The sequence below is a fragment of the Methylobacterium indicum genome, assembly GCF_017347565.1.
Lineage (GTDB): Bacteria > Pseudomonadota > Alphaproteobacteria > Rhizobiales > Beijerinckiaceae > Methylobacterium > Methylobacterium indicum.
The window spans coordinates 1,810,597-1,836,764 of the sequence record NZ_AP024145.1 but is presented as its reverse complement, the minus strand read 5'-3'; the positions used below and the strand labels follow the sequence as shown (position 1 = coordinate 1,836,764).

At 72.0% G+C, this 26,168-nt stretch carries 25 protein-coding genes; 8 read left to right on the top strand and 17 right to left on the bottom strand.

Annotation, left to right across the window (positions count from 1 at the left end; all coding sequences use genetic code 11):
* Window positions 1–119: 119 nt before the first annotated feature.
* Window positions 120–1,160: an L-idonate 5-dehydrogenase gene (locus tag miv_RS08570; protein ID WP_207182294.1), complete on the bottom strand. Its 1,041-nt coding sequence runs from the start codon at window positions 1,158–1,160 to the stop codon at window positions 120–122.
* A gap of 162 nt (window positions 1,161–1,322) precedes the next feature.
* Here miv_RS08570 and miv_RS08565 point away from each other — a divergent pair, with 162 nt between their 5' ends.
* Window positions 1,323–2,090 carry an SDR family oxidoreductase gene (locus tag miv_RS08565; protein ID WP_207182293.1) on the top strand — a complete coding sequence of 256 codons (768 nt, stop codon included), beginning with the start codon at window positions 1,323–1,325 and terminating at the stop codon, window positions 2,088–2,090.
* 117 nt (window positions 2,091–2,207) lie between these two features.
* Here the strand turns inward: miv_RS08565 and miv_RS08560 are convergent, their stop codons facing one another.
* From miv_RS08560 to miv_RS08545, 4 genes are all read right to left on the bottom strand, one after another.
* Window positions 2,208–2,489 carry a hypothetical protein gene (locus miv_RS08560; protein WP_207182291.1) on the bottom strand — a complete coding sequence of 94 codons (282 nt, stop codon included), beginning with the start codon at window positions 2,487–2,489 and terminating at the stop codon, window positions 2,208–2,210.
* A gap of 11 nt (window positions 2,490–2,500) precedes the next feature.
* Window positions 2,501–4,387 carry an OmpA family protein gene (locus miv_RS08555; protein ID WP_207182289.1) on the bottom strand — a complete coding sequence of 629 codons (1,887 nt, stop codon included), beginning with the start codon at window positions 4,385–4,387 and terminating at the stop codon, window positions 2,501–2,503.
* Window positions 4,388–4,571: 184 nt separating this feature from the next.
* Entirely contained in the window at window positions 4,572–6,206 is a 1,635-nt protein-coding gene (locus tag miv_RS08550; protein WP_207182287.1) for a porin, read from the bottom strand.
* A gap of 362 nt (window positions 6,207–6,568) precedes the next feature.
* A complete protein-coding gene (locus miv_RS08545) occupies window positions 6,569–8,401 on the bottom strand; it encodes an ABC-F family ATP-binding cassette domain-containing protein (RefSeq protein ID WP_207182285.1) in 1,833 nt (610 codons plus the stop codon).
* 116 nt (window positions 8,402–8,517) lie between these two features.
* On the opposite strand from miv_RS08545, the gene miv_RS08540 reads away from it, so the two are divergent.
* From miv_RS08540 to miv_RS08525, 4 genes are all read left to right on the top strand, one after another.
* Entirely contained in the window at window positions 8,518–9,006 is a 489-nt protein-coding gene (locus miv_RS08540; protein ID WP_207182281.1) for a DUF4365 domain-containing protein, read from the top strand.
* Window positions 9,003–9,383: a hypothetical protein gene (locus miv_RS08535; protein WP_207182280.1), complete on the top strand. Its 381-nt coding sequence runs from the start codon at window positions 9,003–9,005 to the stop codon at window positions 9,381–9,383. Before miv_RS08540 ends, miv_RS08535 begins: the two co-directional genes overlap by 4 nt.
* A 92-nt stretch (window positions 9,384–9,475) precedes the next feature.
* Window positions 9,476–9,718 (top strand): BrnA antitoxin family protein, encoded by a 243-nt coding sequence (locus miv_RS08530; RefSeq protein WP_207182279.1) that lies wholly within the window; start codon window positions 9,476–9,478, stop codon window positions 9,716–9,718.
* Window positions 9,719–9,912: 194 nt separating this feature from the next.
* A complete protein-coding gene (locus miv_RS08525; RefSeq protein ID WP_207182278.1) occupies window positions 9,913–11,745 on the top strand; it encodes a gamma-glutamyltransferase family protein in 1,833 nt (610 codons plus the stop codon).
* Window positions 11,746–11,805: 60 nt separating this feature from the next.
* Here the strand turns inward: miv_RS08525 and miv_RS08520 are convergent, their stop codons facing one another.
* From miv_RS08520 to miv_RS08510, 3 genes are all read right to left on the bottom strand, one after another.
* Window positions 11,806–12,012: a hypothetical protein gene (locus tag miv_RS08520; protein WP_048430683.1), complete on the bottom strand. Its 207-nt coding sequence runs from the start codon at window positions 12,010–12,012 to the stop codon at window positions 11,806–11,808.
* Window positions 12,013–12,078: 66 nt separating this feature from the next.
* Window positions 12,079–12,393: a polyhydroxyalkanoic acid system family protein gene (locus miv_RS08515; protein ID WP_048430684.1), complete on the bottom strand. Its 315-nt coding sequence runs from the start codon at window positions 12,391–12,393 to the stop codon at window positions 12,079–12,081.
* Window positions 12,394–12,481: 88 nt separating this feature from the next.
* Window positions 12,482–12,853, bottom strand: coding sequence for a septal ring lytic transglycosylase RlpA family protein (locus miv_RS08510; RefSeq protein WP_048430685.1), 372 nt, complete (start codon window positions 12,851–12,853; stop codon window positions 12,482–12,484).
* A 645-nt stretch (window positions 12,854–13,498) separates the two neighbouring features.
* On the opposite strand from miv_RS08510, the gene miv_RS08505 reads away from it, so the two are divergent.
* Both miv_RS08505 and miv_RS08500 read left to right on the top strand, forming a co-directional pair.
* Window positions 13,499–14,689: a site-specific DNA-methyltransferase gene (locus miv_RS08505; RefSeq protein ID WP_207182276.1), complete on the top strand. Its 1,191-nt coding sequence runs from the start codon at window positions 13,499–13,501 to the stop codon at window positions 14,687–14,689.
* A 143-nt stretch (window positions 14,690–14,832) separates the two neighbouring features.
* Window positions 14,833–15,438 (top strand): hypothetical protein, encoded by a 606-nt coding sequence (locus tag miv_RS08500; RefSeq protein WP_125901124.1) that lies wholly within the window; start codon window positions 14,833–14,835, stop codon window positions 15,436–15,438.
* 650 nt (window positions 15,439–16,088) lie between these two features.
* On the opposite strand, the gene miv_RS08495 is transcribed toward miv_RS08500, so the two are convergent.
* From miv_RS08495 to miv_RS08455, 9 genes are all read right to left on the bottom strand, one after another.
* The gene (locus miv_RS08495) at window positions 16,089–16,373 is read right to left on the bottom strand and encodes a DUF6894 family protein (protein ID WP_244748917.1); all 285 of its coding nucleotides are present in this window, start codon (window positions 16,371–16,373) and stop codon (window positions 16,089–16,091) included.
* A gap of 247 nt (window positions 16,374–16,620) precedes the next feature.
* On the bottom strand, window positions 16,621–17,106 hold the full coding sequence (locus miv_RS08490) for a F0F1 ATP synthase subunit B family protein (protein ID WP_089504192.1): 486 nt from the start codon (window positions 17,104–17,106) through the stop codon (window positions 16,621–16,623).
* Between the two features lie 22 nt (window positions 17,107–17,128).
* A complete protein-coding gene (locus miv_RS08485; protein ID WP_048430689.1) occupies window positions 17,129–17,698 on the bottom strand; it encodes a F0F1 ATP synthase subunit B family protein in 570 nt (189 codons plus the stop codon).
* A 200-nt stretch (window positions 17,699–17,898) separates the two neighbouring features.
* Window positions 17,899–18,126: a F0F1 ATP synthase subunit C gene (locus tag miv_RS08480; protein WP_048430690.1), complete on the bottom strand. Its 228-nt coding sequence runs from the start codon at window positions 18,124–18,126 to the stop codon at window positions 17,899–17,901.
* Window positions 18,127–18,252: 126 nt separating this feature from the next.
* Window positions 18,253–19,008 (bottom strand): F0F1 ATP synthase subunit A, encoded by a 756-nt coding sequence (locus tag miv_RS08475; protein ID WP_048430691.1) that lies wholly within the window; start codon window positions 19,006–19,008, stop codon window positions 18,253–18,255.
* Between the two features lie 90 nt (window positions 19,009–19,098).
* Entirely contained in the window at window positions 19,099–19,476 is a 378-nt protein-coding gene (locus miv_RS08470; protein WP_058617766.1) for an AtpZ/AtpI family protein, read from the bottom strand.
* A 158-nt stretch (window positions 19,477–19,634) separates the two neighbouring features.
* Entirely contained in the window at window positions 19,635–23,084 is a 3,450-nt protein-coding gene (locus miv_RS08465; protein WP_207182275.1) for a chromosome segregation SMC family protein, read from the bottom strand.
* Window positions 23,085–23,422: 338 nt separating this feature from the next.
* Window positions 23,423–24,067 carry a DsbA family protein gene (locus miv_RS08460; RefSeq protein ID WP_048431493.1) on the bottom strand — a complete coding sequence of 215 codons (645 nt, stop codon included), beginning with the start codon at window positions 24,065–24,067 and terminating at the stop codon, window positions 23,423–23,425.
* A 181-nt stretch (window positions 24,068–24,248) separates the two neighbouring features.
* Window positions 24,249–24,737, bottom strand: a complete 489-nt coding sequence (locus tag miv_RS08455; RefSeq protein ID WP_048431494.1) for a DUF721 domain-containing protein — start codon at window positions 24,735–24,737, stop codon at window positions 24,249–24,251.
* A gap of 170 nt (window positions 24,738–24,907) precedes the next feature.
* Here miv_RS08455 and mutY point away from each other — a divergent pair, with 170 nt between their 5' ends.
* Window positions 24,908–26,140, top strand: coding sequence for an A/G-specific adenine glycosylase (mutY, locus tag miv_RS08450; protein ID WP_207182274.1), 1,233 nt, complete (start codon window positions 24,908–24,910; stop codon window positions 26,138–26,140).
* Window positions 26,141–26,168: the final 28 nt, after the last annotated feature.

Sequence of the window (26,168 nt, the reverse complement as noted above, 5' to 3'; positions counted from 1 at the left end):
CGGCCATGGTGGGGCGCCCAAGCAGACTTCGCCGAAGCGGACACCGGTTCGGCGGCAAAAATCTGCGACACGACAACAACCTAAGCGGGCGAAGCGTTGGCCTGCCAACGCAAGTCTGCTCAGAAGGCGAGGTGGACCTTGATCGCCCGGCTGCGGTCGGCGGCGAGCGCGAAGGCCTCGTCGGCCCGGGACATCGGCATCTCGGCCGACAGGATCGGCGCGACGTCGATCCGCCCGGCAGCCAGCAGCGCGATGGCCGTGCGGTACTCCTCGTGGAAGCGGAAGGCGCCGACGAAGTCGATCTCCCGGGCCATCAGGAGGTTGGCCGGCACCGGCACGTCCCCCGGCGGCATCATGCCGAGCTGCACCACCCGGCCGCCGGGCCGCACCACCCGGAACAGCGAGGCCAAAGCCGCCGGGGCGCCGGTCGCCTCCAGGGCGACATCGAAGGTACCCTTGTCGGCCTCGTAGGCCGCGAGCCGCTCGGGCTCGGAGGCGACGTTGATGGTCTCGGTCGCGCCGATCTCGCGGGCGATGGCCAGCGGCGCCTCGGACAGGTCGGTGCAGACGATCCGCCGCGCGCCGGCGAGCCTCGCCGCCATCAGGCACAGGAGCCCGATCGGCCCGGCTCCGGCGATGAGGACGTGGCGGCCCAGGAGTTCGCCCGCCCGCCGGATCCCGTGGAGCGCCACCGCCAGGGGCTCGCCGCAGGCGGCGACCCGCATCGGCATCGTGTCGGGAATCGGCACGCATTGGTCGGCGCGGGCGAGGAAGAGCTCGCTGAAGCCGCCCTGGACATGCGGGAAGATCGCCGCCGAGCCGAAGAACCGCATGTTGCGGCACAGGTTCGAGCGGCCGGCGCGGCAATAGTCGCAGGAGAGGCATGGCCGGCTCGGATCGACCGCGACCCGGTCGCCGGGCTTCACGCTCGTGACCGCGGCCCCTACCCGGGTTACCGTGCCGGCGACCTCGTGGCCGAGCACCATCGGCTCGCGCAGGGAGAAGTCTCCGACCCGGCCCTTGCCGTAATAGGACAGGTCCGAGCCACAGATGCCGCCGGCGCCGAGCGCCACCACGACCTCGTCCGCCTCCGGCTCGCGCAGCGAGATCGTTTCGACCCGCAGGTCCTTGGCGGCGTGGATGCGCGCGGCGAGCGTCATGGCGAAACCTCTCCTCCCGGTCGGGCTTCGGGGCGGCCGGTCCGGCGCCGAGAAGCCGCTTGCTTTGGTACCGGTACCATGCTTCCCTTTGGGCACGAGCGCAACCGCAAGGAGCGGCCCCGAAGGCTGCCGGCACGGAGCGCATCCGGGAGGAAATCGCCGGTGTCGACCGCCTTGTTCGATCTGTCGGGCCGCCGCGCCCTGGTGACCGGCTCCAGCCAGGGCATCGGCCTGTCGCTGGCGCTCGGCCTCGGCCGCGCCGGTGCGGCGATCGTGCTCAACGGCCGCGATGCGGCAAAGCTCGACGGCGCCGTCACGGAACTGCGGAACGAGGGCATCACGGCCGAGGCCGCGGCCTTCGACGTGACGGATGCGGGCGCCGTGAGGGCGGGCATCGACCGGATCGAGGCCGAGATCGGCCCCCTCGACATCCTCGTCAACAATGCGGGCATCCAGCGCCGCGCGCCGCTCGAGGAGTATTCGATCGAGACCTGGCACGAGCTGATGCGGACCAACCTCGACAGCGTGTTCTATGTCGGCCAGGCGGTGGCCCGGCACATGATCGGGCGCAAGCGCGGCAAGATCATCAACATCGCCAGCCTCCAGAGCGAGGCGGCACGCTACTCGATCGCGCCCTACACCGCCTCGAAGGGCGCGGTGAAGAACCTGACCAAGGGCATGTGCACCGACTGGGCCCGCCACGGCCTGCAGGTGAACGGCATCGGCCCGGGCTACTTCGCGACGCCGCTGAACCAGGCCCTGATCGAGAACCCGGACTTCGACGCCTGGCTGAAGAACCGCACGCCGGCCGGGCGCTGGGGCCGGGTGGAGGAATTGCAGGGCGCGGCGATCTTCCTCGCCTCGGCGGCGTCGGACTTCGTCAACGGGCAGATCCTGTACGTGGACGGGGGTGTGCTGGCGACGTTGTGAGGGATGGTCCTCGTCCTGCAGCGGCGTGCCTCCATCGCCCGTTCCTCGGATGAGGGGGCGGGCCGTATGGCCTCGCTCTACAAGTCCAGTCTCAGCGACAATGACGTCGCCAAGTTCTCAAGGCCGAGCCCGGCGCGTCGAGCGCGACAGGCCGCCGGCCGCGCAGCCGGCGAGGTAGACCGTCAGCATGGCGGCGGCGCTCTCGACCCAAAAGCCCTCGCGCCCCGGTACGAGGCCGGCGAGCGCCGTCGCGAGGCAGGCGAGCGCGAGAAGCGCGACGAGGGCGGCGGCGACCCGCGGCAGGCGGCCGGCGGGGGGCCCGGCCCAGAAGCCGGTGCCGAGGCCGATCAGGAGCGCGGCGAGACAGCCCGGCCAGGCGACGGAAGCAAGGAGCAGCACGGGACGAGGCCTCAGGAGCGGAGCGCGAAGGCGACCGCCCGGCGGTCGGACGCCTCGGCGGGCGCCGGGGCGATCCGGTCGGCGGGGATGCCGGCCTTGAGCAGGTAATCGACGATCGCGGCGGCGCGCCGCTGCGGCAGGCCGGGATCGGGCATGGCGGCGGTCTCGACGGGCTTCGGCGCCGGCTTCTCGGCCGGCCGGCCGGGCTTCGCCGCGGGCTTGGACTTGCCGGAGGCTTCCTTGAGAGGGGCCTCCTTGGGCGCGGCCTCCTTGGGCGCGGCCTCCTTGGCGACGGGGGCCGGGGCGCTGCCGGGCGGGTCGTCGTGGCCGGCGACCTCGATCCGGGCCTGCGGGCAGGCGCGGGCGAGGCCCGCCACCTCGTCGAGCACGGGGTAGAAGGCCGGCTTCAGATCGGCGCTGCCGGGGTCGAAGCGCAGGGCCTGCCCGCTCGCCAGCGTCGCGAAGGTCTCGCGGCACTCCGCCGGGTCACGCTTCGGCGGCGCGCCGCGGGCGCCGACCGCGACCTCGATGCGCCATCCCGCCGGGGCGAGACGCCCGGCCTCGGCGGCGACGCGGCGGGCGCTCTCGGGATAGAGGCCCTCGCCGGCGATCCGCAGGCTCTGGTCGCGCACGCTCACCTCGCCCTCGGCGAGCTGGACGAGGGCGCCGATTCCGGCGGTCAGGCCCTCGACGAGGGCGGGCGGCGCGCCCTCGGCGATCCGGGTGCGGTCGATCACGCGCTCGCCGTAGAGGTGCGGCCGCAGGGCGGCGCGCAGGGCGGTGCGGGCCTCGGCATCCGGCAGGTGGCCGGTGAGGGTGAAGGCGTCGGGCCCGCGCCGGATCGCGACGAGGTAGGGCGAGACCGGGCTCGCCGTCAGGGCGAAGGCGCCGCGGGAGATCCCCGCCGGCAGGGTGGCGGCGGCCGCCTCGGCCTCGCGCACGGCCTGGACGTCGATGGCGCTGCCGCGCACAGACAGGGTCGATCCGTCGAGGGCGACGCTGCCCTCCCGCACCAGGGCCAGGATCGCGAAGGCGCGGTCGACCAGCGCCCGGGCATCGATGCCCGCCGGCAGGCCGCGGGCGGTGCGCATCGCGTCGCTCACCGGGGCGCCGTCGGCGAGGAGCCGGGCGGCGGCCAGGATCGCGGCCCGGTCGGCCTCCGACGTCGCGTAGCCGTCGAGGCGGATCCCCGCGGGCCCGCGGCTCGCCGACCAGACGAAGGGCGAGACCAGGGCCGGCTCGACCGCGACCTCGCCGACCGTGTAGCCGGCGGGCGGGTGGGCGAGGTCGGACCGCAGGGCCGCGTAGGCCTCGACGCTCGCCGCCTCGCCGCGGACCGACAGGACGCGGTCGCTCAGGGCCGCGGTGGCGCCGGGCTTCAGGTGCTGCACCTGGGCGACGAGGAAGCGGGCGGCCTCGGAGAAGTTCTCCGGCGCGCCGCGGGCGGCCCGGGCGGTGTCGCGCAGGACGAGCCCGGCGGGCAGCCCGGCGCCCAAGAATTCCGCCAGGGCGGCGCGGCCGGTCTCGGCCGGGCGGTGCCCGATCAGGTCGAGGCGGTCGGGCGCACGGGAGGCGACCGCCCAGGTGAAGGGCGAGACCTCGGCGACGAGGCCGGTCCGGTCGACGATCCGGCGCCAACCAGGCAGGGCCGCGAGCGCCGCGCGGGCCTGATCGCGGGCGCCCTCGCCCGGGGCCTCGCCGCTCGCCACGAGGTCACGGCCCCGCGCCTCGACCCGCAGCCACGGCTCCGCCGCGTCGCGTCCGGTCGCCGTCGCGACCGCCTCGGCTGGTGCCTCGAGAGCCGCCTCGAGCCGCGGCTCGGCGAAGGCCGTGGCGGCCACCCAGGCACCGGCCAGGAGGGGAAGGCCGGACAGCCAGCCGATCGAGCGAATGGCCACGGGGGAACCTCGTCGCGGAAAGACAGCGCGCGGCGGGGGCTTCGCGCGTGCGGGCCACCCTGGCGGCGGTTTCCGGCATCAGCAAGGCGTGGCGCGCGCAACGAAAAAGGGCCCCAGCGCGAACCGGGGCCCTTAAAGGGGCGTCCGAGGACGCGGCTCCCCGGAGGGAGCCGCGGGTCGCGACTTAGAAGTCGCGCTGGACGCGCATGCGGACCTGGAACGTGTCCGCGTAGTTGGTGGTCGGCAGCAGGGCACCGTTGGCGGCCACCGGCAGGCCGGCGGCGTTCACGGCGGCAGCGACGCCACCCGGAGCCTTGTTCTGGTCGATGACGCGGCCGTTCTTGATGTCGACGCGGTTGTAGAGACCCTCGACGCCGATATCGAGATCCTTGACCGGCGACCAGATGATGCTCGCACCGGCAACGAGCTGGCTGGTGTCGCGCAGGGACGCGCTGAACAGCGAGACGCCGGGGCTGTTGACCGGATTGCCGAGGCCGTTGAAGTTCAGGCCGCCGAGGAGCGCGCGGCTGGTCTTGCCGAACGACATCTCGCCGTAGCTGCCGATGAGCGCCGACCGCCACTCGGGCGCCCAGTAGTGCAGGTACGAACCGACCACCGTCCAGCTGGTCGACAGCTCCATCTTCCCGGTGATCGGGTTGACGGCGGCGTCGGCGAAGAAGGTCGGGAACGGCGCGCCCTGGGTGTTGCCGGCGCTGACGGTGTAGCCGCCGATATACGAGGAGTAGCCGGTATAGAGCTGGGCTCCCTCGCCGTACGAACCCTGCAGGTACAGGGAGTCGCCCGGAGCGATGAACGGCAGGTTGAACTTCAGGCCGCCCTGGACCGCCCAGCCGTATTCGGTGCCGATGCGGGGCGTCACGACCGAGCCGGGGGCGATCGTCGCGCCGCCGAAGGTCAGGACCGTCGAGGCGTTGCCGGCGTTAAGCTCATGCACGGCGGCCGAGAGCTGGGCCGAGCCCCAGGCCGCGTCGTAGCGCAGCGCGCCGACGAAGTCGGGCATGCGCGAGGCCTGGCGCACGTCGTAGAACGCCTCGCCGATCGGCACGCCGGCCGCGTTGTTGACCAGGACCGGGGTCAGGTTGGCGGAGGCCGCGGTGAAGATCTGGAACTGGCTCGCCGCGTTGCCGGCGGTGGCCGTGCCGAACAGCGGGGTCTTGCGGAAGATCGGGTCTTCGACCGAGATCGTCGCCGAGAAGCCCTGGCCGAAGGTGGCGGTGTAGGCGAGCAGGTTGGTCGAGGCGACGTCCGAGCCCAGCGAGGTGCCGATGATCTCGAAGTCGTGGGCGTAGAAGTCGTAGAACGAGGCCGCGCGACCGGCGGTGAGGCCGGCGAACTGGATGAAGGCCTTGTCGACGTTCACGAACTGCTGGGCGCGGGAGAACGTGTCGACGCCGGTCGCCGTGTAGGCGCGGGCGATGCGCTCCTGGGTACCCGACTTCAGGTAGGCGCCGGTGCGGCTCGACATGTCGAAGCGCACGAAGGCACGCAGCGTGCCGTAGGCCGTCTGGGTGCGGGCGTCGATGTTGAGACGACCCAGGCCCTGATAGCCCATCAGGTCGCCGTTGTTGCTCGACCGCGAGTAGCCCTGCGAGTAGCCGGCCTCGAAGCGGGCGCGGCCGGACACGCGCATGCAGGTGTCGGTACCGGGAATGAAGAAGAAGCCGGCCCCGTAGGCCGAGCAGACACGAACGTATTCGACAGGCGCCGCCTTCTTGATCGGCAGATCGGCAGCGTGCGCACCGGCAACGACGGTCAGGCCAGCGGCCGAACCGAGCAGAAGGCTCTTCACGAGCTTCATCGAGACCTCCAAAGTTTCGAGACCCTGGGGGTGAACGACTGTGTCCCGACGATCCTACTGGAGCCGAACCACGCCACTCTTTTCCCCTTGCGAACCGGCGCCCCCTGCATGGGGTGTCTGCCGGCCCCACCGGGTTGTTCCCGGTGCAGGGGCACCATGTGCTAGGCGCTAACAGCGATCAACCGAGATCCGCACCCACCATGGCCAAGTCGCCGGCTTTCCGCCCGAATGTTGCACGATCGCCACGAAACCTTACGCGGGTCAGCTAATTCCAGACGTTCCCGACGGAGAAACAGAAGAGCGGCGTGTCGTTCTGTCGTCTCTTGGGCCGCCCGGCGCCACCCGGGGCGCCGGGCGGCGGATCAGCCCTCGAGCTCCTCGCGCATCATCTCGAGTTCGAGCCAGCGCTCCTCGGCGCCCGCGAGGTCGGCCTCGGTGGTCGCGAGCGTACGGGAGATCGCCTCGAAGCGGGCGGGATCGCGGGCATAGAGCGTCGGGTCGTCGAGGGCGGCCCGGAGCTTGGCCCGGTTGCCTTCGAGGGCCTTCATGCGGGCCGGCAGGGTCTTGAGCTCGTGCTGCTCGTTGAAGCCGAGGCGCTTCCTGGCATCGGGACGAGCGGCGGGCTTGGCGGGATTCTTGACCGCATCCTTGGCCGCATCCTTGGCCGTGCCCTTCGGCGCCACCACCCCGCGCGCCTGCACGCCGACCCCGCGCTGGGCGACCATGTCGGAATAGCCGCCGGCATAGGCGATCCAGCGCCCCTCCCCTTCCGAGACCAGTACGGTGTCGACCACCCGGTCGAGGAAATCGCGGTCGTGGCTGACGAGGATCAGGGTGCCGGCATAGTCGCCGAGCATCTCCTGGAGCAGGTCGAGGGTCTCGAGATCGAGGTCGTTGGTCGGCTCGTCGAGCACCAGCAGGTTGCCGGCTTCCGCCAGAGCGCGGGCGAGCAGCAGGCGGTTGCGCTCGCCGCCCGAGAGCACGCCCACCGGCGTGCGCGCCTGCTCGGGCGAGAACAGGAAGTCCTTCATGTAGCCGATGACGTGCCGGCTCTGGCCGCCGACCTGCACGGTGTCGCTGCCGCCCCCGGTCAGCACGTCGGCGACGGTGCGCTCGGGATCGAGGGCGCTGCGGCGCTGGTCGAGGAGGTTGAGGGTGACGTTGGCGCCGACCTTCACCTCGCCGGAATCCGGCGGGAGGCGGCCGGTCAGGAGGTTGACGAGCGTCGTCTTTCCGGTGCCGTTGGCCCCGACGATGCCGAGCCGGTCGCGCCGGGCGATGCGCAAGCTGAGGTCGCGGACGATCGGGCGCTCGCCGTAGGATTTGGCGACGTCGCGCGCCTCGACCACCAGGGCGCCGGAGGCCTCGGTCTCGCTCACCGTCAGGGTCGCGGCGCCGACGGGCCCGCGATGCTCGCGGGCCTGGCGGCGCAGGTCGTGCAGGCCGGCGAGCCGCTTGACGTTGCGCTTGCGCCGCGCCGTCACGCCGTAGCGCAGCCAGTCCTCTTCCGCGGCGATCTTGCGATCGAGCTTGTGGCGGTCGCGCTCCTCCTCCTCGAACACCTGGTCGCGCCAGCCCTCGAAGGCGGAAAAACCCTGGTCGAGGCGGCGCGTCGTGCCGCGGTCGAGCCAGACGGTCGAGCGCGACAAGGCCTCGAGGAAGCGCCGGTCGTGGCTGATGAGCACGAGCGCCGACCGGCTGCCCTTCAGCTCGGCCTCCAGCCATTCGATCGCCGGGAGGTCGAGATGGTTGGTCGGCTCGTCGAGGAGCAGGATGTCGGGCTCCGGCGCCAGCGCCTGGGCGAGGGCCGCGCGGCGCGATTCGCCGCCCGAGAGCCGGCTCGGATCCTCCTCGCCGGTCAAGCCTAAGCTCTCCAGCAGGTAGCGCGCCCGGTAGAGTTCGTCGCCCGGCCCCATCCCGGCCTCGACGAAGGACAGGGTGGTGGCGTGCCCGGAAAAATCCGGCTCCTGCGCGAGGTAGCGCACCGTCGTGCCGGGCTGCAGGAAGCGCACGCCCTTGTCGGGCTCGACCAGCCCGGCGGCGACCTTGAGCAGGGTCGACTTGCCCGAGCCGTTGCGGCCGACGAGGCAGGTGCGGTCGCCGGGCGCGAGCGCGAGGTCGGCGCCGGACAGGAGCGGCGTGCCGCCGAAGGTGAGCGCGATGCCCTGGAGGGTGAGGAGCGGAGGAGCGGCCATGGCCGGGGGATACGGCAGCCGTTCGGGAAAGGCGAGCCCGGGCGGGGGCGTCTTGTGCGCCGTGCAGCCTTGACCTAGCAGGAGACGACTGCACGGCTTCGATTTCGCGGGGATGCATGGCGGATCGCAAGATCAGGACCCGCGAGCACGTCATCGCGGCCATGAGCCTGCACCATGTTGGCTACATCGTTGCGAAGGCCGGCTATGTTCTCGATGTTCCAGCGGCCGATTACGGCATCGACGGCCTGATCACGACCTTCGACGCCGATGGCAGCATCGAGAGCGGCTATATCTCGTTGCAACTGAAGGCGACAGACCACCTCACGGTCCGGAGGGATGGATGCATCGCTGTCCGGATCGATCTGCGCGACATCGATTTCTGGCTGGCAGATTTCTTCCCGGTGATCATCGTGATTTTCGATGCCTGCATGGAGATCGGCTACTATCTGGTCGTGCAAGATTACTTCAAGGCGCATCCGCTCACGGCAGCCCAACGACGGCGTGCCACGTTGACCGTCCAGATCGACCCGGAGGCGATCGTGAGCGATAGTGTGGTCTGGTCGTGGCGTGACCTGAAAACCGGGCACAGGAAGGCGCGGGCATGACGGACGTCCGGACGCAGACGGTCATTGACGCTCTGACGGGACTCGGCTTCGAGCGGAGAATGGCCAATGACAGCCATGCACTCTATGATCATCCGGCCGGCGCGAGCGTATCGCTTCCCCACAGCCGGCCTCACGTGTCCGGTGCGCTCCTGAAGGCGATCGAGCGTCAGGTGGCGGGGTTCGGCATCGCTCCGGCTCATGTCTTCGGTGAGAAAATCCACGCCCCGCACCGGGTTGCTCCGGTAGCCGGCGACGGTTCGGCCGACACAGCCGGTTCCGAGACCGCGCCGGCACGGCCCGCATTCGATCGCGAGACCGGCGGGCACAAGGCCGCGAGCCCGCCGAAATTGCGCCGACGCCGCGCCGCCGCGCAATAGCTTTCGGGTCGCATGATCCTCTCCCGGCTCCCGGCACGATTCACGATGAGCGCAAGCAAGCCCGCTACGCCCACCTTTTCCCCCTGACGCCTATGGGGGCGACCGACTTCGCCAAGGTCGACGCCCACACCATCACGGCCGAGGAATACGGCGAACTGCCGGAACTCACCGAAGCGGATCTCGAGGCGGCCGACACCTATCGGGGTGCGACCCTGATCCGCCGCGGACGGGGCCGACCTCCCGTGACACAGACCAAGGAGGTCGTCACGCTGCGACTCGATCCCGACGTCGTCGAGCGCTGGAAGGCGAGCGGCTCAAGGGGCAGACCCGGATGAATGCTGTGCTGCGCGAGACGATGCCATAGGCGTCGGCAAGGCGCGGCATCGCATCGCCGACCCCGGTGGATTGCATCGGTCTCGCTGCCGGTTAGAGCCTAATATCGCGGCCCCGATGCCGCGAAACCCTGCGCCTGAGCCACCTAAAATCCTGGGCCGCCTAATATCCTCGGCCACCTAAAAAAGGACCCCCGATGAGCGTCGCCAAACCCGATCCCTTCACCACCCGCCCCGAGATCGACGGGACCTTCGGGGTCGTCGCCTCGACGCACTGGATCGCCACCGCGGTCGGGATGGGCGTGCTGGAGCGGGGCGGCAACGCGTTCGACGCCGGGGTGGCCACCGCCTTCGTGCTCCAGGTCGTCGAGCCGCATCTCAACGGGCCGGGCGGCGACGTGCCGGTGATCCTGCACGACGTCCGGGTCGGGCACCCGCAGGTGATCTGCGGGCAGGGCCCGGCGCCGCAGGCCGCCACCATCGCGCGCTTACGCGACGATCTCGGCCTCGACCTCGTGCCGGGCACCGGGCTGCTGGCGCCCTGCGTGCCGGGCAGCTTCGACGCCTACATGCTGATCCTGCGCGATCACGGCACCTGGCGCCTCGCCGACGTCCTGGAGGCGGCGATCGGCTATGCCCGGGACGGCTACCCGCTGGTCGAGCGGGTCTCGGCCACCATCGCCACCGTCGAGGGGCTGTTTCGCGAGCACTGGCCGAGCTCGGCGGCGACCTACCTGAAGGACGGCGGCGTGCCCGCCCCCGGCAGCCTGTTCACCAACCCGGCTCTCGCCGAGACCTATGCGCGGATCGTGCGCGAGAGCGCCGGCGGCACCCGCGAGCAGGAGATCGAACGCGCCCGCCGGATCTGGTCGCAGGGCTTCGTCGCCGAGGCGATCGACGCGTTCTGCCGCGGTGAGCCGGTGATGGACGTGACCGGCACGCCCCATCGCGGCCTCCTCACCGGGGCCGACATGGCGGCCTGGCAGGCGAGCGTCGAGGCGCCGATCTCCTACGAGTATGGCCGCTACACCGTGCTGAAGGCCGGTCCCTGGACGCAAGGCCTCGCGACCCTGCAACAGCTCGCCCTCCTCAAGGGCTTCGACCTCGATTCCCTCGATCCGGCGGGGCCCGATTTCATCCACCTCCAGGTCGAGTGCGCCAAGCTGGCATTTGCCGACCGCGACACGTTCTACGGCGATCCCGCCTTCGTCGGGGTGCCGGTCGAGACCCTCCTGTCGGATTCCTACAACGCCGAGCGCCGCCGGCTCGTCGGCGAGACCGCCTCGCTGGAGCAGCGGCCGGGCACGATCCCCGGATACGGCAAGGCCCTCGACGCCCGGGTGAGCGAGGGCGCCCGCACGGCGGTGGGCTCGTCCGGCGCCGGGGAGCCGACGGTGGGCAAGATCGAGGCGACGGTTCCGCCGGACGATGCCCGCTCCGGCGTCGTGCGCGGCGACACGGTGCATTTCGACATCATCGACCGGCACGGCAACATGATCGCGGCGACGCCGTCGGGCGGCTGGCTGCAATCCTCGCCGGTGATCCCGGCCCTCGGCTTCTGCCTCGGCACGCGGGCGCAGATGTTCGTGCTCGACGAGGGCCATCCGGCGGCGCTCGCACCCGGCAAGCGGCCGCGCTCGACCCTCTCGCCGACCATGGCGCTGCGCGACGGCGCGCCCTACCTCGCCTGGGGCTCGCCGGGGGGCGACCAGCAGGACCAGTGGATCCCGCAATTCTTCCTGCGCCACGTCCATGCGGGCATGAACCTGCAGGAATCGATCGACGCGCCGGCCTGGCACACCGAGCACTTCCCGTCGTCGTTCTGGCCCCGCACGGCGCGGCCGGGGGTCGTGGTGGTGGAGAACCGGGTCAGCCCGCAAACGGTCGCCGAGCTGCGCCGGCGCGGGCACATCGTCGAGATCGGGTCCGACTGGTCGGAGGGGCGGCTCACCGCGGCGAGCCGCGACGGGCGACGCCTGCGCGCCGCCGCCAATCCCCGCGGCATGCAAGCCTACGCCGCGGGGCGCTGACGGGCCGGCCGCCGCGATCACGACGGGGCGGAGGTGCGCCGGGCACCTCCGCGCAAGCCGTCACATCGTCGGGTTGGCGGGGCCGGTCGGGGACGGATCGGGAGTGATCGCCGGGGAGTTGCCGGGATCGTTCACCGGAATCTCGACCGGCCGCTCGCCCGGCGCCTCGCTCGGCAGTTCGGGGCCGCCGGGATTGGGCGTGTCCGGACCGGGGGTCGGCGGCACCGGATCATAGGGCTGGTCCGGGATCGGGCCGGGATTCGACATCGGGGGCTCCTTCATGTCCTCCGAGTCCAAACCGGGGCGCCCGGCCCCGGTTCCGCGGCGTCCGGCCTACTGCTTGGTCAGCAGCTTGGCGCCGTTCTGGCTGACGATCTGCTGCACCTTGTGGGCGAAGAGCGACAGGAGCAGCGGCATCCGCACCTCGACCCGCACCACGTCGTCCTCGACGTCGATGTCGCCGTCGACCTTCTGGTTCATGGCGCCGACGAGGAAGGAGAGCCGGTCGCCGCTCCAGGTCGCGTCGGCCATGCTGAGGCCGGCCTTCTGGAGCATCTCCTTGGCCTGGCCGATCCCGTTCTCGAGCCGGCGGCGGGCCTCGGCCCGGCCGAGCTGATGGGGAATCACGACAACCAGGGGCTTTGCCATCACGTCACGCTCCGCTCGCACGAGTGAGCCTGATGTGGGGAGGCTTGGCCCAACGGCAACGCCGGGGGGCCTGATCGAAGGATGTCGGTCAGTCCACCACCGCGACGGCGACGCGGGCGACGCCGTTCATGCCGATGGCCCGGCCCGCACCGCGGGCGAGATCGATGATGCGGCCATGCGCGAAGGGCCCGCGATCGTTGATCCGCACCACCACCGAGCGGCCGTTGGACTGGTTGGTGACCCGCACCCGGGTGCCGAAGGGCAGGCTGCGATGGGCCGCCGTGAGACCGTTGGGATTGAAGCGCTCGCCGCTCGCGGTGCGGTGGCCGGACGCGTACCAGGAGGCCTTGCCGCTCTGGGCCTGCGCCGTCGACGACAGGGCGAGGCTCCCCAATCCGGCGAGGACCACCCCGCCCGCGAGAGCCACGATCGACCGACGCACAGGCTTGCCGCTGTTCATTCCACTGTCCTTGGCAGTTGCTGACGGCGGAGCCAATCGAGCCCAAACAGGACGAAACTATGACCGCCCGAAATGTGGCCGATCACGCCGCATTCTCGGCCGACATCTTGCCGATCGTTAAGGATCGACCGTTCAAGTCATGACCGGCCGCGAAACCTGACTGTCGACTTGGGCACCGGGACGAAAGCATTCCGGTTTTCAGCATTCGAAAGAAGCGGCATCGGCGCGCCGGCGGCTGCGTGGCAGTGCCTGGACAGACGGCCTCGGCCGTTCCGGCCGGGCTGTCGAGGTCGAACGGGGCGCGGGGTCGGGGGCTCCCGCGGGCAGGGGATCGTTCGGGCACGGGATCGTTCGGGCACAGACGCGGCGCCGAGGTTCGCCCTCCCCCACCCGCGCGGCGACGAACGAGCCCGCGCCTCGTCCTGGTCCCAACCGTCTCACCGCGATGGACGACGGCTAGGCTCAACGACAGCGGCGTCCTCGTCCTGTGATCAGTAGCGTTTCATTAACGGATAGGCCTATCCGTTCGACGACTAGGCAAGAAGTGCAGCCCCATTTCGAGACGTCATTCGTGTCCGCGGGAAACGTGACCTTTACCGTAGCGGCGGCAATGTCTGGTGGTCAGTCGCGTAACCGGTGTTTGCCATGGCTTCCCCGCGTACCGCGGTCGCCGGCGCCGCCGCCCGGAATCAAGTCTCGCGTACCGGGCGAGTGGTGTCGGCGCCGCGGATGGGTCTCGTTACCCCCGCACAGCGCCTTCCCCTGGACGAAGTCATCCTCGGGGATTGCCTCAGCGCCCTCGACCGGCTCCCGCCGGCCAGCGTCGACCTGGTCTTCGCGGATCCGCCCTACAACCTCCAGCTCGGCGCCGGCGCCCTGCTGCGTCCGGACCAGAGCGCCGTCGACGCCGTCGACGACGACTGGGACCAGTTCGCCAGCTTCGAGGCCTACGACACCTTCACCCGCGCCTGGCTCTCCGCCTGCCGCCGGGTGATGAAGCCGACCGCGACCCTCTGGGTGATCGGGTCGTACCACAACATCTTCCGCGTCGGCAGCGCGTTGCAGGATCTTGGTTTCTGGATCCTCAACGACATCGTGTGGCGCAAGGCCAACCCGATGCCGAACTTCCGCGGCAAGCGGTTCACCAACGCCCACGAGACCCTGATCTGGGCCTCGCGCAGCGAGCAGAAGGGCTACACCTTCCACTACGAGGCGCTGAAGGGCGGCAACGACGACGTCCAGATGCGCTCGGACTGGTTCATCCCGCTCTGCACCGGCGACGAACGCCTGAAGGGCGAGGACGGGCGGAAACTGCACCCGACCCAGAAGCCCGAGGCGCTGCTCGCCCGCACCATCCTGTCCTCGTCCAACCCCGGCGACGTGGTGCTCGACCCGTTCTTCGGCACCGGCACCACCGGGGCGGTCGCCAAGCGGCTCGGCCGGCACTTCATCGGCATCGAGCAGGAGCCGGCCTACGCGGCCGCCGCCCGCGAGCGCATCGCCGGCATTGAGCCCCTGTCGCGCGCCGCCCTCCTCACCGCGCCGACGAAGCGCGCCGAGCCGCGGGTGCCGTTCCTGAGCCTGCTGGAGGCCGGCCACGTCCGGGCCGGCGAGACGCTCACCGACGAGCGCCGCCGCCACAAGGCCCTGGTGCGCCCCGACGGCACGCTGGGGGTCGGCCCCGCCTCGGGCTCGATCCACAAGATCGGCGCCCTGGTCCAGGGCCTGCCGGCCTGCAACGGCTGGACCTTCTGGCACGCCGAGCGCAATGGACGCCTCGTCTGCATCGACGATTTCCGCGGCACGATGCGGGCCGGGATGGGCACGGCCGCCTGACGACCAGCCTGTGGCCCCGGGGCCACGGGCCTTCGCGACAGCTACAATCGCGAAACATGTCGCTTGTCGATTGACCTTGCGTCAGACACTTCTGGTTCTCCGCGACCGCCACGGGCGGCGCGAAGAACCGGGAGGGTCCGACGATGGGTCGATGGTCGTGGGCGGTCGCCGTGCTGGCGGCCCTGTGCGTGGCAGCGTGCAACACCGTCGCCCCCAACCGGCTGTCCTTGGCCGACACGGCGCAACTGCGCTTCACCGCGATCGAGGTCCGGAGCACCGGCGCGGCCATCAACTGGACGTCCGCCGAGGACGACTACTTGCGCAGCCGCAACCTGTCGCTGACCGATCCGGCCCTGGTGCGGACGCCGGAGGCGCAGGGATTCATCCGCGATCTGGCGGCGCGGCGCCTCCAGGCGGCCCTGGAACGGGCGCTGGCTGCCCGGCCCGAGGGCGCCCGACCGGCCCGCCTCGTCGTCACCCTGATCGCGGCCGACATCCCGTCGGCGGCGCAGCGCATCCTCATCGGCGGCTCCCCGACGATCCGCGCCACCATCGAGATCGTCGACGCCCGCACCGGCACGGTCCTGACCACCTATTCCGGCGATCGGGGCATCCAGCCGGCGGGCCATGGCGTGATCGGCGTGATGGTCGACGGGGCGCTCACGGCCGGCGGCATGGACGACCTCTACGACCGCGCCGCCAACGACCTCGCCCGGCGTTTCCGGACCTGGCTCGCGGCCGGGGCGTGACCCGCCCGGCGGCACCAGGCCTGCGTGTGGACGCGATGATCGCGTCGTTCGGGTTTACGCGCAGCCCTCGATGACGGTGCCGGGCGACGGGGCCGAGTGCGTCGCCCGCGTTCGGCCGGGACGGCGAACGCGTCACATCCTCCCCGGGCGACGCGAACGCGAATGACGGCGATGCCGATCCTGCAAGCGCCTCGACGAACTGGTGCAGGCTTTCATGGAAGCCCCGGCCCGACGCATCGTATCGGCCCCGCTCGAACGTGCCGGCATGGTTCGTCCCATCGACAACGAACTGGACGGAGGCCGTCCCGGGTGCAGGGATCGGGCCGGCGCCGATCGTGACGAGCATGCCGACGAGCGAGTCGGCCGCCCCGAACCGCACTGAGCAGACTTGCGTTGGCGGGCCAACGCTTTGCCCGCTTAGATTCTCGTTTCGTCGCAGGCTCTTGCCGCCGAACCGGGGGCCACTTCGGCGAAATCTGCTTAGGGCAAACCGGACGCGTCAACCGGGCGTCGGACGAAGCCGTTGCGGAGCAACCGACGTCCGGGGGCGCCGCGATGGTCCGAAGGGATCCAGGACCCTCCTTGCGGGTCCCAGCGTCGCTCCGGAGCGAGGCCGCGACCGGACCCCATCGATCGGATCGCGCCGGCTCTCAGTTCACGAAGGTCCGGCTGCGGCTGTCGCGGGCGCGCACGCTCGTCAGCGGCAGGCGCAGGATGCGGCGGTGGTGCTGGTCCTCGACCCGGACGGCACTGTGGGTCCAGTCGCAGGTGATCTCGCCATCGTCGAGCAGGCCGGACGCGAGCTTCGCCGCCATCTCCAGGGCGTCGGCCGGGCCGCACAGGTCGACCCCTTCGGGGTCCAGGATCAGGCGACGTCCCTTCTGGACGTGAAAGTAATAGACGGTCATGGCGACCCCGGCGGCGATTCGTCTCATCCTATGACATATCGGATGAGGCCGGGCGATTGGACCTGTGTCATAAGCGGTGCTGCATATGCAGCTTTGAAGATGTCGCGCGGCCCGGGCTCGGCGCAGCCCGAACCGAAACTTCTTATGAACCTCAAAGATCTTGCGTCAGGACCGGACACCACTTCGTACGTGTACGAACCTTTCGCTTCCGGCCAAAAAGAAAGCCGCCCGGAGGCGGCTCTCGTCGGCACAGGTCGTGGCAACCGTGTCCGGGTCAGGCCCGCAGGCGGGTGCGGACCTCGCCGAGGCTGCGGCGCACCAGGTCCTGGGCGGCGTCGCCGCTGACCTTCTCCCGCAGGATGGTCTCGGAGACCCGCACGGCGGCCTCCGCCGCGGCGGCCCGCACCTCGGCGGTGGCCTGGGCCTCGGCCTGGGCGATCTTGGTCTCGGCCGCCTTGGTGCGGCGGGCGACGAACTCGTTCAGCCGGGCATGGCCCTCGGCGGCGGCGGCTTCGGCCTCCGCACGGGCATTGGCGACGATCTCGGCGGCCTCGCGCTCGGCGTCCGAGCGACGGCGCTTGTAATCCGCCAGGACGGCCTCGGCCTCCTCGCGCAGGCGACGGGCCTCGTCGAGCTCCTTGCGCACGCGGGCGCCGCGCTTGTCGAGCCCGCCGATGATCTGGTCGAACAGACCCATCTTCCAGGCGATGCCGCAGAACACCACGAAGGCGACCGCGACCCAGAACTCCGCATCGAACAGCATGTCGGTGATCTCCTGCGGCTCAGTGCGCGGTCTGAGGCCGGGTGCGGTCGTAGGCCGCCTCGACGGCGGCGCGCTCGGGCGCCTGGCCGGTCAGGCGCTCGACGATCGCGGTCGCGGCGTCGGTGGCCACCTCGCGCACGCTGCCCATCGCGGTCGCGGTGCGGCTGCGGATCTGGCCCTCGGCCTCGGCGAGCTTGGTCGACAGGTCGGCCTCGAGGGACTTGCGGCGCGTCTCGGCCTCGGCGGCGAGCTGCTCGCGGGTGGTCTGGGCGATGCCCTTCGCCTTGTCCTGGGCGTCCTTGAGGGCGCGCTCGTAGGTGTCGCGGGCACCGTCGGCCTCGGACTTGGCGCGGGCGGCCTGGTCGAGGTCGCCGGAGAGCCGGGCCTGCCGGTCGTGCAGGATGCCGGCGATCTGCGGCAGGGCGATCTTCGACATCAGGTAGTAGAGCAGGCCGAACGAGAGCGCGAGCCAGAGGGTCTGCGCGACGAACGTGCTGCTCTCGAACGGCGGGAAGCCGCCGCCATGCTCGGAGGCCGGCTCGTGAATCAGCCCCTCCTTGAGGGGGGCGGGTGCATGTGGCTGCGCCATGGTGTCGTCCGGGTGTGGGGGAGACGAAGCGCTCCCGCCGAGCGCTCGGCCGGGCCGGCCGTCGCGCCGCCACACCTCAGCAGGGGCGGCGGCTGCACGAAATCGTCCGAGGCGGTCCCTCCATCACGCGCGCGCACCGGAGCCTCGTGTGAAGCCCGGTGCGCGGGTGGACCACCTCGTTGAGGGTAATCCTCGCCGGATCAGACGGCGAACAGCAGCAGCAGCGCGACGAGCAGCGAGAAGATGCCCAGCGCCTCGGTCAGCGCGAAGCCGAGGAGCAGGTTGGCGCGCTGGCCGTCGGCCGCGGAGGGGTTGCGCAGGGCGCCGGCGAAGAACTGGCCGAACAGGTTGCCGAGGCCCATGGCGGCGCCCGCCATGCCGAGGCAGGCGAGGCCGGCGCCGATGTACTTCGCAGCAACGGGATCCATCGTGATGCTCCTAAGGTCGTCTAGTCGTCTGGCGGGTGGTATCCGGCCGCGACACGGCGAACCGGGGTGGGAAGCTCGGGGGTTGCGTGTCCGGGGGGCGAGGCCTCGCGCGGAGGCCTCGTGCCCTTAGTGGCCCGGATGCAGGGCGTCGCTGAGGTAGATCGAGGTCAGCGTCGCGAAGACGTAGGCCTGCAGCACCGCGACCAGCATCTCCAGCGCCGTGACGGCGACCGAGAGGGCGAGGGGCAGGGGCGAGAGGATGCCCCAGACGCCGGCGGCGAGCAGGGCCGGGACGAAGCCCGCGAAGATCTTCAGCGCGATGTGGCCCGCCAGCATGTTGGCGAAGAGACGGACCGAGAGGCTGATCGGCCGCGAGATGAACGACACGACCTCGATCACCACGATCAGGGGCTTGAGCCAGCCGGGCACGCCGGGGGGCACGAACAGGCCGAGGAAGTGGGTGCCGTGGGCCATGAAGCCGTAGATCACCACGGTCAGGATCACCACCAGCGCCAGCATGAAGGTGACGATGATGTGGCTGGTCACCGCGAAGGCGTAGGGGATCATCCCGAACAGGTTCAGCAGGAGCACGAACATGAACAGGGAGAAGACCAGCGGCACGAAACGCTCGCTGCCGTGGCCGGCCGACTGGTGCACCGTCTGGCCGATGAACTCGTAGAACACCTCGGCCAGGGACTGCGCCCGGCCCGGCACCACCGCCCGGCTCTTCGTCGCCCAGATCGTCAGGAGCGCGATCAGCCCCACCGCCAGGAACATGTACAGCGCCGACTGGGTGAAGGCGATGTTCTGGTGTCCGATATGCCCGAACGAAACCAGCGGCTTCAGCTCGAACTGGTGGATCGGATCCATCTTGACGGCCATGCCGGTCCCGCCCCCTCGTGTGTCGCTGCCGCGGGTCTTCCCGCCGCGCTGCCAATCCGTGCAGGCGGATGCACGGCATCCACCGGATGATCAAGACCCTGGCGGGCCTTTCTTCGTGTCCGCGACCGGAAAAAATCCGGAAACGCGCATCACGTTGTAGATTCCGGCTCCGAAGCCCAGGACGAGCAGGACGATCAGGCCCCAGGGCTTGGTGCCGAGGAGTCGATCGCAGCCCCAGCCGAGGAGGCCGCCCGCCAGGACGCCGGCCACGAATTCCGTGGACAGCCGCATGGCGACGCCGAGGGACGAGGGCTGGCCGCGATCGTGACGCGACGAAGGATCGGGAGCCGCCGCGGGGCGCTTCCGGTCGATCTGCATCTCGAGACGCTTGAGCCTCGCGGAGAGGTCGTCGTCGGGGGTGGAGCCCTCACCGGCACCGTCCTTCCCCCGCGTGTCGTTGCCGCTCATGGCGAAACCTCGCGCGTGAAGGACTGAGGCGGTCCGGTCCGGTTACCCCCGTCGAGCGGGCGCACCATAGTTTCGCCCACCTTGGGAGTCAAGGCGCCCAAGACCGACGTTAAGTCATTGGACTTTCGGTGTATTTTGCACCGCACGCACGCCCCCCGTCAAACCGTCTCGGCCAGCCGCTCGGCGGTCGCGAGATCGACCGAGACGAGCTGCGAGACGCCCCGTTCGACCATGGTCACGCCGAACAGCCGATCCATCCGCGCCATGGTGATCGGGTTGTGGGTGATGACGATGAAGCGGGTGTCGGTGTCGCGCGCCATCGCGGCGAGGAGGTCGCAGTAGCGCTCGACGTTGGCGTCGTCGAGGGGGGCGTCGACCTCGTCGAGGACGCAGACCGGCGACGGGTTGGTCAGGAACACCGCGAAGATCAGCGCGGTCGCCGTCAGCGCCTGCTCGCCGCCCGAGAGCAGCGTCATCGTCTGGGGCTTCTTGCCCGGCGGCCGGGCCAGGATGTCGAGGCCGGCCTCCAGCGGATCGTCGGAATCGACCAGCGTCAGCTCGGCGGTGCCGCCGTTGAACAGCGTCGTGAACAGGCGCTCGAAATGCCCGTTCACCGCCGTGAAGGCGGCGAGCAGCCGCTCGCGCCCCTCGCGGTTGAGGCTCTGGATCGCCCCGCGCAGGCGCCGGATCGCCTCGATCAGCTCGTCGCGCTCGCGCCCCAGCTCGTCGCGACGCCCCTCCGTCTCGCGCAGCTCCTCCTCGGCCCGCAGGTTCACGGCGCCGAGCCGGTCGCGGTCGGCCTTGAGGGCGGCGAGCTTACCTTCGATCGTCGCGGGTTCCGGCAGGGGATCGCCCGGGGTCGCGCCGGCGAGGCCGTAGAGCCCTTCGGGCGTGGTCTCCAGCCCGTCGGCGATGGCCCGCACGACCTCGGCGAGGCGGCGCGTCAGGGCCTCGTGGGCGGCGGCCGCCGCGCCCCGCGCCTCGCGGGCCGCCGCGAAGGCATCGAGGGCCCGGCGCGCCCGGCCCTCGGCCTCGGCGAGGGTCGTCTCCCCGGCGACTAGGCGCTGGCCGGCCCTTTCCCGGGCCGCCTGCGCGGCGGCGGTCGCGGCGGCGAGGCGGCGGCGCTCCTCGGCAAAGGTTTCGGGGGCTTCGGCCAGATCGGCCTGCTCCTCCTCCGCAGTAGCCAGCCGTTCCTCGAGCTCGTCGAGGATCGCCTCGGCCCGCTCGCCCCGCTCCTGCCAGCGCGCCCGGTCGGCCGCCAGGGCGCCGCGGCGGGCGGCCGCCTCCTCGGCGGCGCGGGCGAGCGACAGGCGGGCGGCCCGGGCCTCGGCGGCGGCGAGGCGACGATCCTCCGCCTCGCGGCGGGCCCCCTCCAGGCGGACGGCGAGATCCTCCGGCTCGTCGAGGGCGGCGATCGCCGCCTCGGCGGCCTCGACCCGGGCCGCCGCTTCCTCGGCCTCCAGGGCGATGCGGCCTTCCGCTTCGGCCAGCGCCATCCGGCGGGCGCCGGATTCGGCCACCCGGCGCTCGGCCTGGGCCAGGGTCTCACGCGCGCCGTCGAGAGTGCGCCGGGCGAGCCGTGCGCCGTCGGCCGCCCGGGCCTCGGCCGCCGTCGCCTCCTGCACCCGCGCCTGGAGCGCGTCGTGGGTCTCGCGCGCGGCCTCCGCCGCCTCGCGGGCGAGGGCGGCGGCCTCGTTCAGGGCCTCCAGCCGGTTGCGCTCGGACAGGCGCCGCGCCGCCGGCCGCGGGGCTTCCGCGGCGGCTTTCAGCCCGTCCCAGCGCCAGAGGTCGCCCTGCCGGGTGACCAGACGCTGGCCCGGGGCGAGCGTCCCGTGGACGGCGGCCGCCTCCTCCCGCGTGACCACGCCGACCTGGCGCAGGCGGCGCGTCAGCGCCGCGGGCCCGGCGACGAAGGCCAGCAGCGGTCGCGCCCCGCCGGGCAGGGGCGCGTCGGTCCCGGGATCGGGCGGCTCGGCCCAGTGGGTCGGCGCCCCGGGGTCGGTGGCGGCGTCGAGGTCATCGCCCAGCGCCGCCGCCAGGGCGGCCTCGTAGCCCGGCTCCACCGCCAGGGCGTCGAGGACCGGGGGGAAGCGCGCCTCCGCCACCGGCGCCACCAGCCGGGCGAGGGTGCGGGCCTCGGTGTCGAGCCGCGCCGCCTCGCGCTCCGCCGCCGCCAGGACCGGCCGGCCCCGGCTCTCGGCGTCGCGGGCTTCCGTCACGGCGTCGCGGGCGGCCGCCGCCGCCTCCTCGGCGCTCTCGGCCACCTCCCGCGCCTCGTCGAACAGCGCGCGGAGGCCGGCGAGTCGTTCGGTCTCCGCGTCGCCGGCCGCCATGGCCTCGCGGGAGAGGCGCGCGCGCTCCGCCGCCAGACGCCCGGCCCGGGCGCGCTCGTCGGCGACCGCCCGCGTCAGGGCGCCGCGTCGCGCCGCGTGCTCGGCCTGCGCGCCCTGCGCGGCCGACAGCGCCGCCTCCGCGCCCGCGAGGCGGGAATCGGCCTCGGCGGCCAGAGCGTCCGCCTCCTTCCGCGCGGCCTCTCCGTCATCGGCCTCCGCCAGGGCCGCCGCCTCGCCGTCGAGCCGTTCCAGGGTCGCCCGTGCGTCGTCCCGGGAGGCGGCCTCGCGGGCGAGGTCGCGGCGCAGGTCGGCGATCCGGCGAGCGAGGTCGCGCAGGCGCTCGGCGCTGCGGCGCTCCTGCGCCTCCAGCTCGGCGGCGGCCAGCACCAGGCGCTGCAACGCGGCCGCCGCCTCGCCTTCCGCCTCGCGCAGCCGCGGCAGGGCGGCGGCCGCGATGCCCTGCGCGGTGGCCGATTCGACCTGCTCGGCTTCCGCCTGCGCCAGCTGCGCCAGGGCCCGAGCCAGGGCGGCCTCCGCGGCCAGGGCCTCGCGGCGGGCCCCCGCATGGGCGATGAGGAGGAGCAAAGCCTCGTGCCGACGGATCTCGGCGGCGATCGCGCGGTAGCGCTGGGCCGAGCGGGCCTGGCGGCGCAGCGAATCGACGCCCGCGGTGATCGCCGTCAGCACGTCCTCGACGCGCGACAGGTTCTCCTCCGCGCCGCGCAGGCGCAACTCGGCCTCGTGCCGGCGGGCATGCAGGCCGCCGATGCCGGCGGCATCCTCCAGGATGCGGCGCCGCGCCTGGGGCTTGGCCGCGATCAGCTCCGCCACCTGGCCCTGGCGCACCATGGCGGGGGAGCGGGCCCCGGTCGCCGCGTCGGCGAACATGAGCTGCACGTCCCGGGCCCGGACCTCGCGGCCGTTGACCCGGTAGGTCGAGCCGGCGCCCCGGTCGATCCGGCGCGAGACCTCCAGGGCGTCGGCGGCATTGAAGGCGGCGGGCGCGGTGCGGGCGCTGTTGTCGAGCGCCAGCGTCACCTCGGCGTGGGAGCGCCCGGCGCGTCCCCCGGAGCCGGAGAAGATCACGTCGTCCATACCGGAGGCCCGCATGCTCTTGTGCGAGCTCTCCCCCATCACCCAACGCAGGGCCTCGACGAGGTTCGACTTGCCGCAGCCGTTCGGCCCGATCACCCCGGTCAGCCCGGGCTCGATCAGGAACTCGCTCGGCTCGACGAAGGTCTTGAAGCCGACGATGCGCAGGCGCGTGAATTTCATGGGATGGCGCGGTGCGCGGATCGTGTGGGTCGCCCGTCCCCGCAAGCGCAGGGCCGTCCGGGGAAGTTTCGAGACAAGAAGAGCGCGGGTGTCCCCTCTCCCCGCGGGCGGGGAGAGGCTTTCGTCCTCCTCGTCGGGGACGAAAGGAGCGCGAAGCGCGAGGGTGAGGGGGTGTTTCCGGAGGAGTCTCATCCGTCGAGACCCCCTCACCCTCGCCCTGCGGGCTTCCTGAGCCCCTTCGGAGCTCAGGCCTCTCCCCGCCCGCGGGGAGAGGAGGGACCCGCGATCGAGTTAAGCATCGTGCGTATTGGTGCGGCGTTCAAGCGAAACGCCCTGCCTCACGCCCCCACGATCGGCTTGATCACCTTCTCCATGCCCTCGATCGTCATCTCGCCCTGGTACTTCTGGCCGTTGATGAAGAAGGTCGGCGTGGCGTTGACCTTGAAGGTCGTCATCGCCTTCTCCTTCACGGCATTCACCGCGTCGTAGAGGGTCTGGTCCTTCAGGGTGGCCTCGAACTTCTCCTTCGAGAAGCCGGCCTGGCGCATCATCTGCTCGAGGGCGTCGAGGGGCTTGGGGACGAAGGCCCAGTTCGCCTGCTGGTCGAACAGCATGTCGGTGATCGGGTAGTAGCGTGCGCCGTTGTCGGCCCGGGCCAGCATGAAGGCCGCGGTGGCGAGCGGATCGAGGGGGAACTCGCGCAGGGTGAAGCGGACCTTGCCGGTATCGACCCAGCGCTCCTTCAGCGCCGGCCAGGTGGTCTTGTGGAAGGCGGCACAGTGCGAGCAGGTCATCGAGGCGTACTCGATGATCGTGCAGCGGGCATTGTCGGGCCCGAGCCAGAGGTCGCCGAGGGGGCCGGGCTGCATCAGGCCGTCCACCACCGGGCCCTGGGCGAGAGCGCGGAACGGCAGGGCCGGCGCGAGCAGCGCCGCGCCGAGGGCCGAGCCGGTGAGTGTCAGGGCCTCGCGACGGGTGAGCATGGCAGGCGTCCTCGTAGGGCGGATGCGGAAGGGTCCGCGGTCGTCAGTGCGGTAGAATCCCGGCCGCCTCGTGGCAAGCAGCCGCCGCATCAACTTCCTTTGTGCCGTCGCGTGCCGCGGCGGCGTCCGGTCGGGCTTGCGGCGGACCGGACGCCCGCGGAACACGCAGGAGGCGGTCTGGTCAGCGCGGGCGCTGCGCGCCCAGTACCGCGAGGCCGAGGCGGTCGAGGGCGTCGCGCAAGGCGGCCTCGCTCACGCTCGACACCGCGAGCGCGACCTCGCCGCGGCGCACCGGGTCGAGGGGCGGGGGAGCGGCCTTGCGGCGCTGGGCCTGGGCGACCCGGTCCTGGCGCATCCGGATCTTGCCGACGCAGGCCCAGCCGTAATGGCGGTTGATGCGCTCGATCACCAGGGGCACGAGGTGCTGCAATTCGAGGGCGAAGGCGCCCTCGACCCGCACCGTCAGGGTGCCGGGCTCCGGCCTTTGCTCGCGCGACGCCCCGCGCCGGCGCGACCATTCGAGCTTCTCCGGCTGGCAGGCCCGGGCCAGCCGCTCGCCGACGATCTCGCTCCAGGACGCCAGGATGTCGGTCGAGGCGAAGCCCTGGGCCGCGAAGACGGGGCCGAGGGACCGCTCGATCAGCTCGCTCAAGGGTTTGGGCCGTGCCATCGCCCGTCCGTCCTGGTGGATCGCCGCGTCCGGCGTGAAGCCCCGACCGATAGGGTTTTCGTGTGAGGGAACCCTTAACCCTCGGGCCGTCGGCCGCCAGGGCGGTCGTTCGGCGATTGCTCCCGAAATCCCGCTCCCGCCACGGCCGAAAACCCGCTAAGGCGGGCCGCATGGTAGCGCCCGCCGCGTCGCACTCAAGGCCGGAAGCCGCCGACCTCCTGGTCTGGTACGACCGCCATCGCCGCGCGCTGCCCTGGCGCGCGCTGCCCGGCGTCGCGCCCGATCCATACCGGGTCTGGCTGTCCGAGATCATGCTGCAGCAGACCACCGTCGCTGCGGTGAAGCCCTATTTCGCCCGCTTCCTGGAGCGCTTCCCGACCGTGGCGGCGCTCGCGGCGGCCCCGGAGGAGGCGGTGATGGGGGCCTGGGCGGGCCTCGGCTACTATTCCCGCGCCCGCAACCTGCATGCCTGCGCGAAGGCGGTCGCGGAGGCGGGCCGCTTTCCCGACACGGTGGAGGGCCTGCGCAAGCTCCCGGGTATCGGCGCCTACACGGCCGGGGCCATCGCGGCGATCGCCTTCGACCGGCCGGCGGCGGCGGTGGACGGCAACGTCGAGCGGGTGGTCTCGCGGCTCTACGCGATCGAGACCCCGATCCCGGCGGCGCGCCCCGAGATCCGCCGCCTCGCGGAAAGCCTGGTGCCGCAGACGCGGCCCGGCGACTTCGCCCAGGCCGTGATGGATCTCGGCGCGACGCTCTGCACCCCGAAGCGGCCGGCCTGCGCGCTCTGCCCCTGGATGCAGCCCTGCCGCGCCCGGGCCGAGGGCCTGCAGGAGACCTTTCCGCGCAAGGTGAAGAAGGTGGCGGGCGCGCTGCGGCGCGGCGCCGCCTTCGTGGTGCTGCGGGCCGGCGACGAGGCGGTGCTGCTGCGCACCCGGCCGCCGGAAGGGCTCCTCGGTTCCATGGCCGAGCCGCCGACGAGCGAGTGGCGGGCCGATTACGATCCGGCCCAGGCTCTCCTCGACGCGCCCCTCGATGCGCGCTGGAAGCGCCTGCCGGGGATCGTGCGCCACGTCTTCACGCATTTCCCGCTCGAACTGACGGTCTTCCTCGCCCGGGTCGGCGCCGGGACCCCGGCGCCCGAGGGCATGCGCTTCACCCCCCGGGCCGGCCTCGAGGCCGAGCCCCTGCCCGGCGCGATGAAGAAGGTGCTGGCCCACGCCCTGGAGCAGAAGCTGGCCGCCGCTCCGCCCGCCCCCGCTCCCCCGCCGGAGCCCGACCTCGCGACGCTTCCCGAGCCCGTGCCGCCGCCGCGTCGCGCCCCGCTGCCGAAGGTGCTGTCGCGCCGCCCGGCCGCCGCGGCACCGGTGACCAAGGGCCCCGGCCGGCCCAAGGCCCGTTAGGAGACCGGCCCGGCCGGCGAGCCCCTCG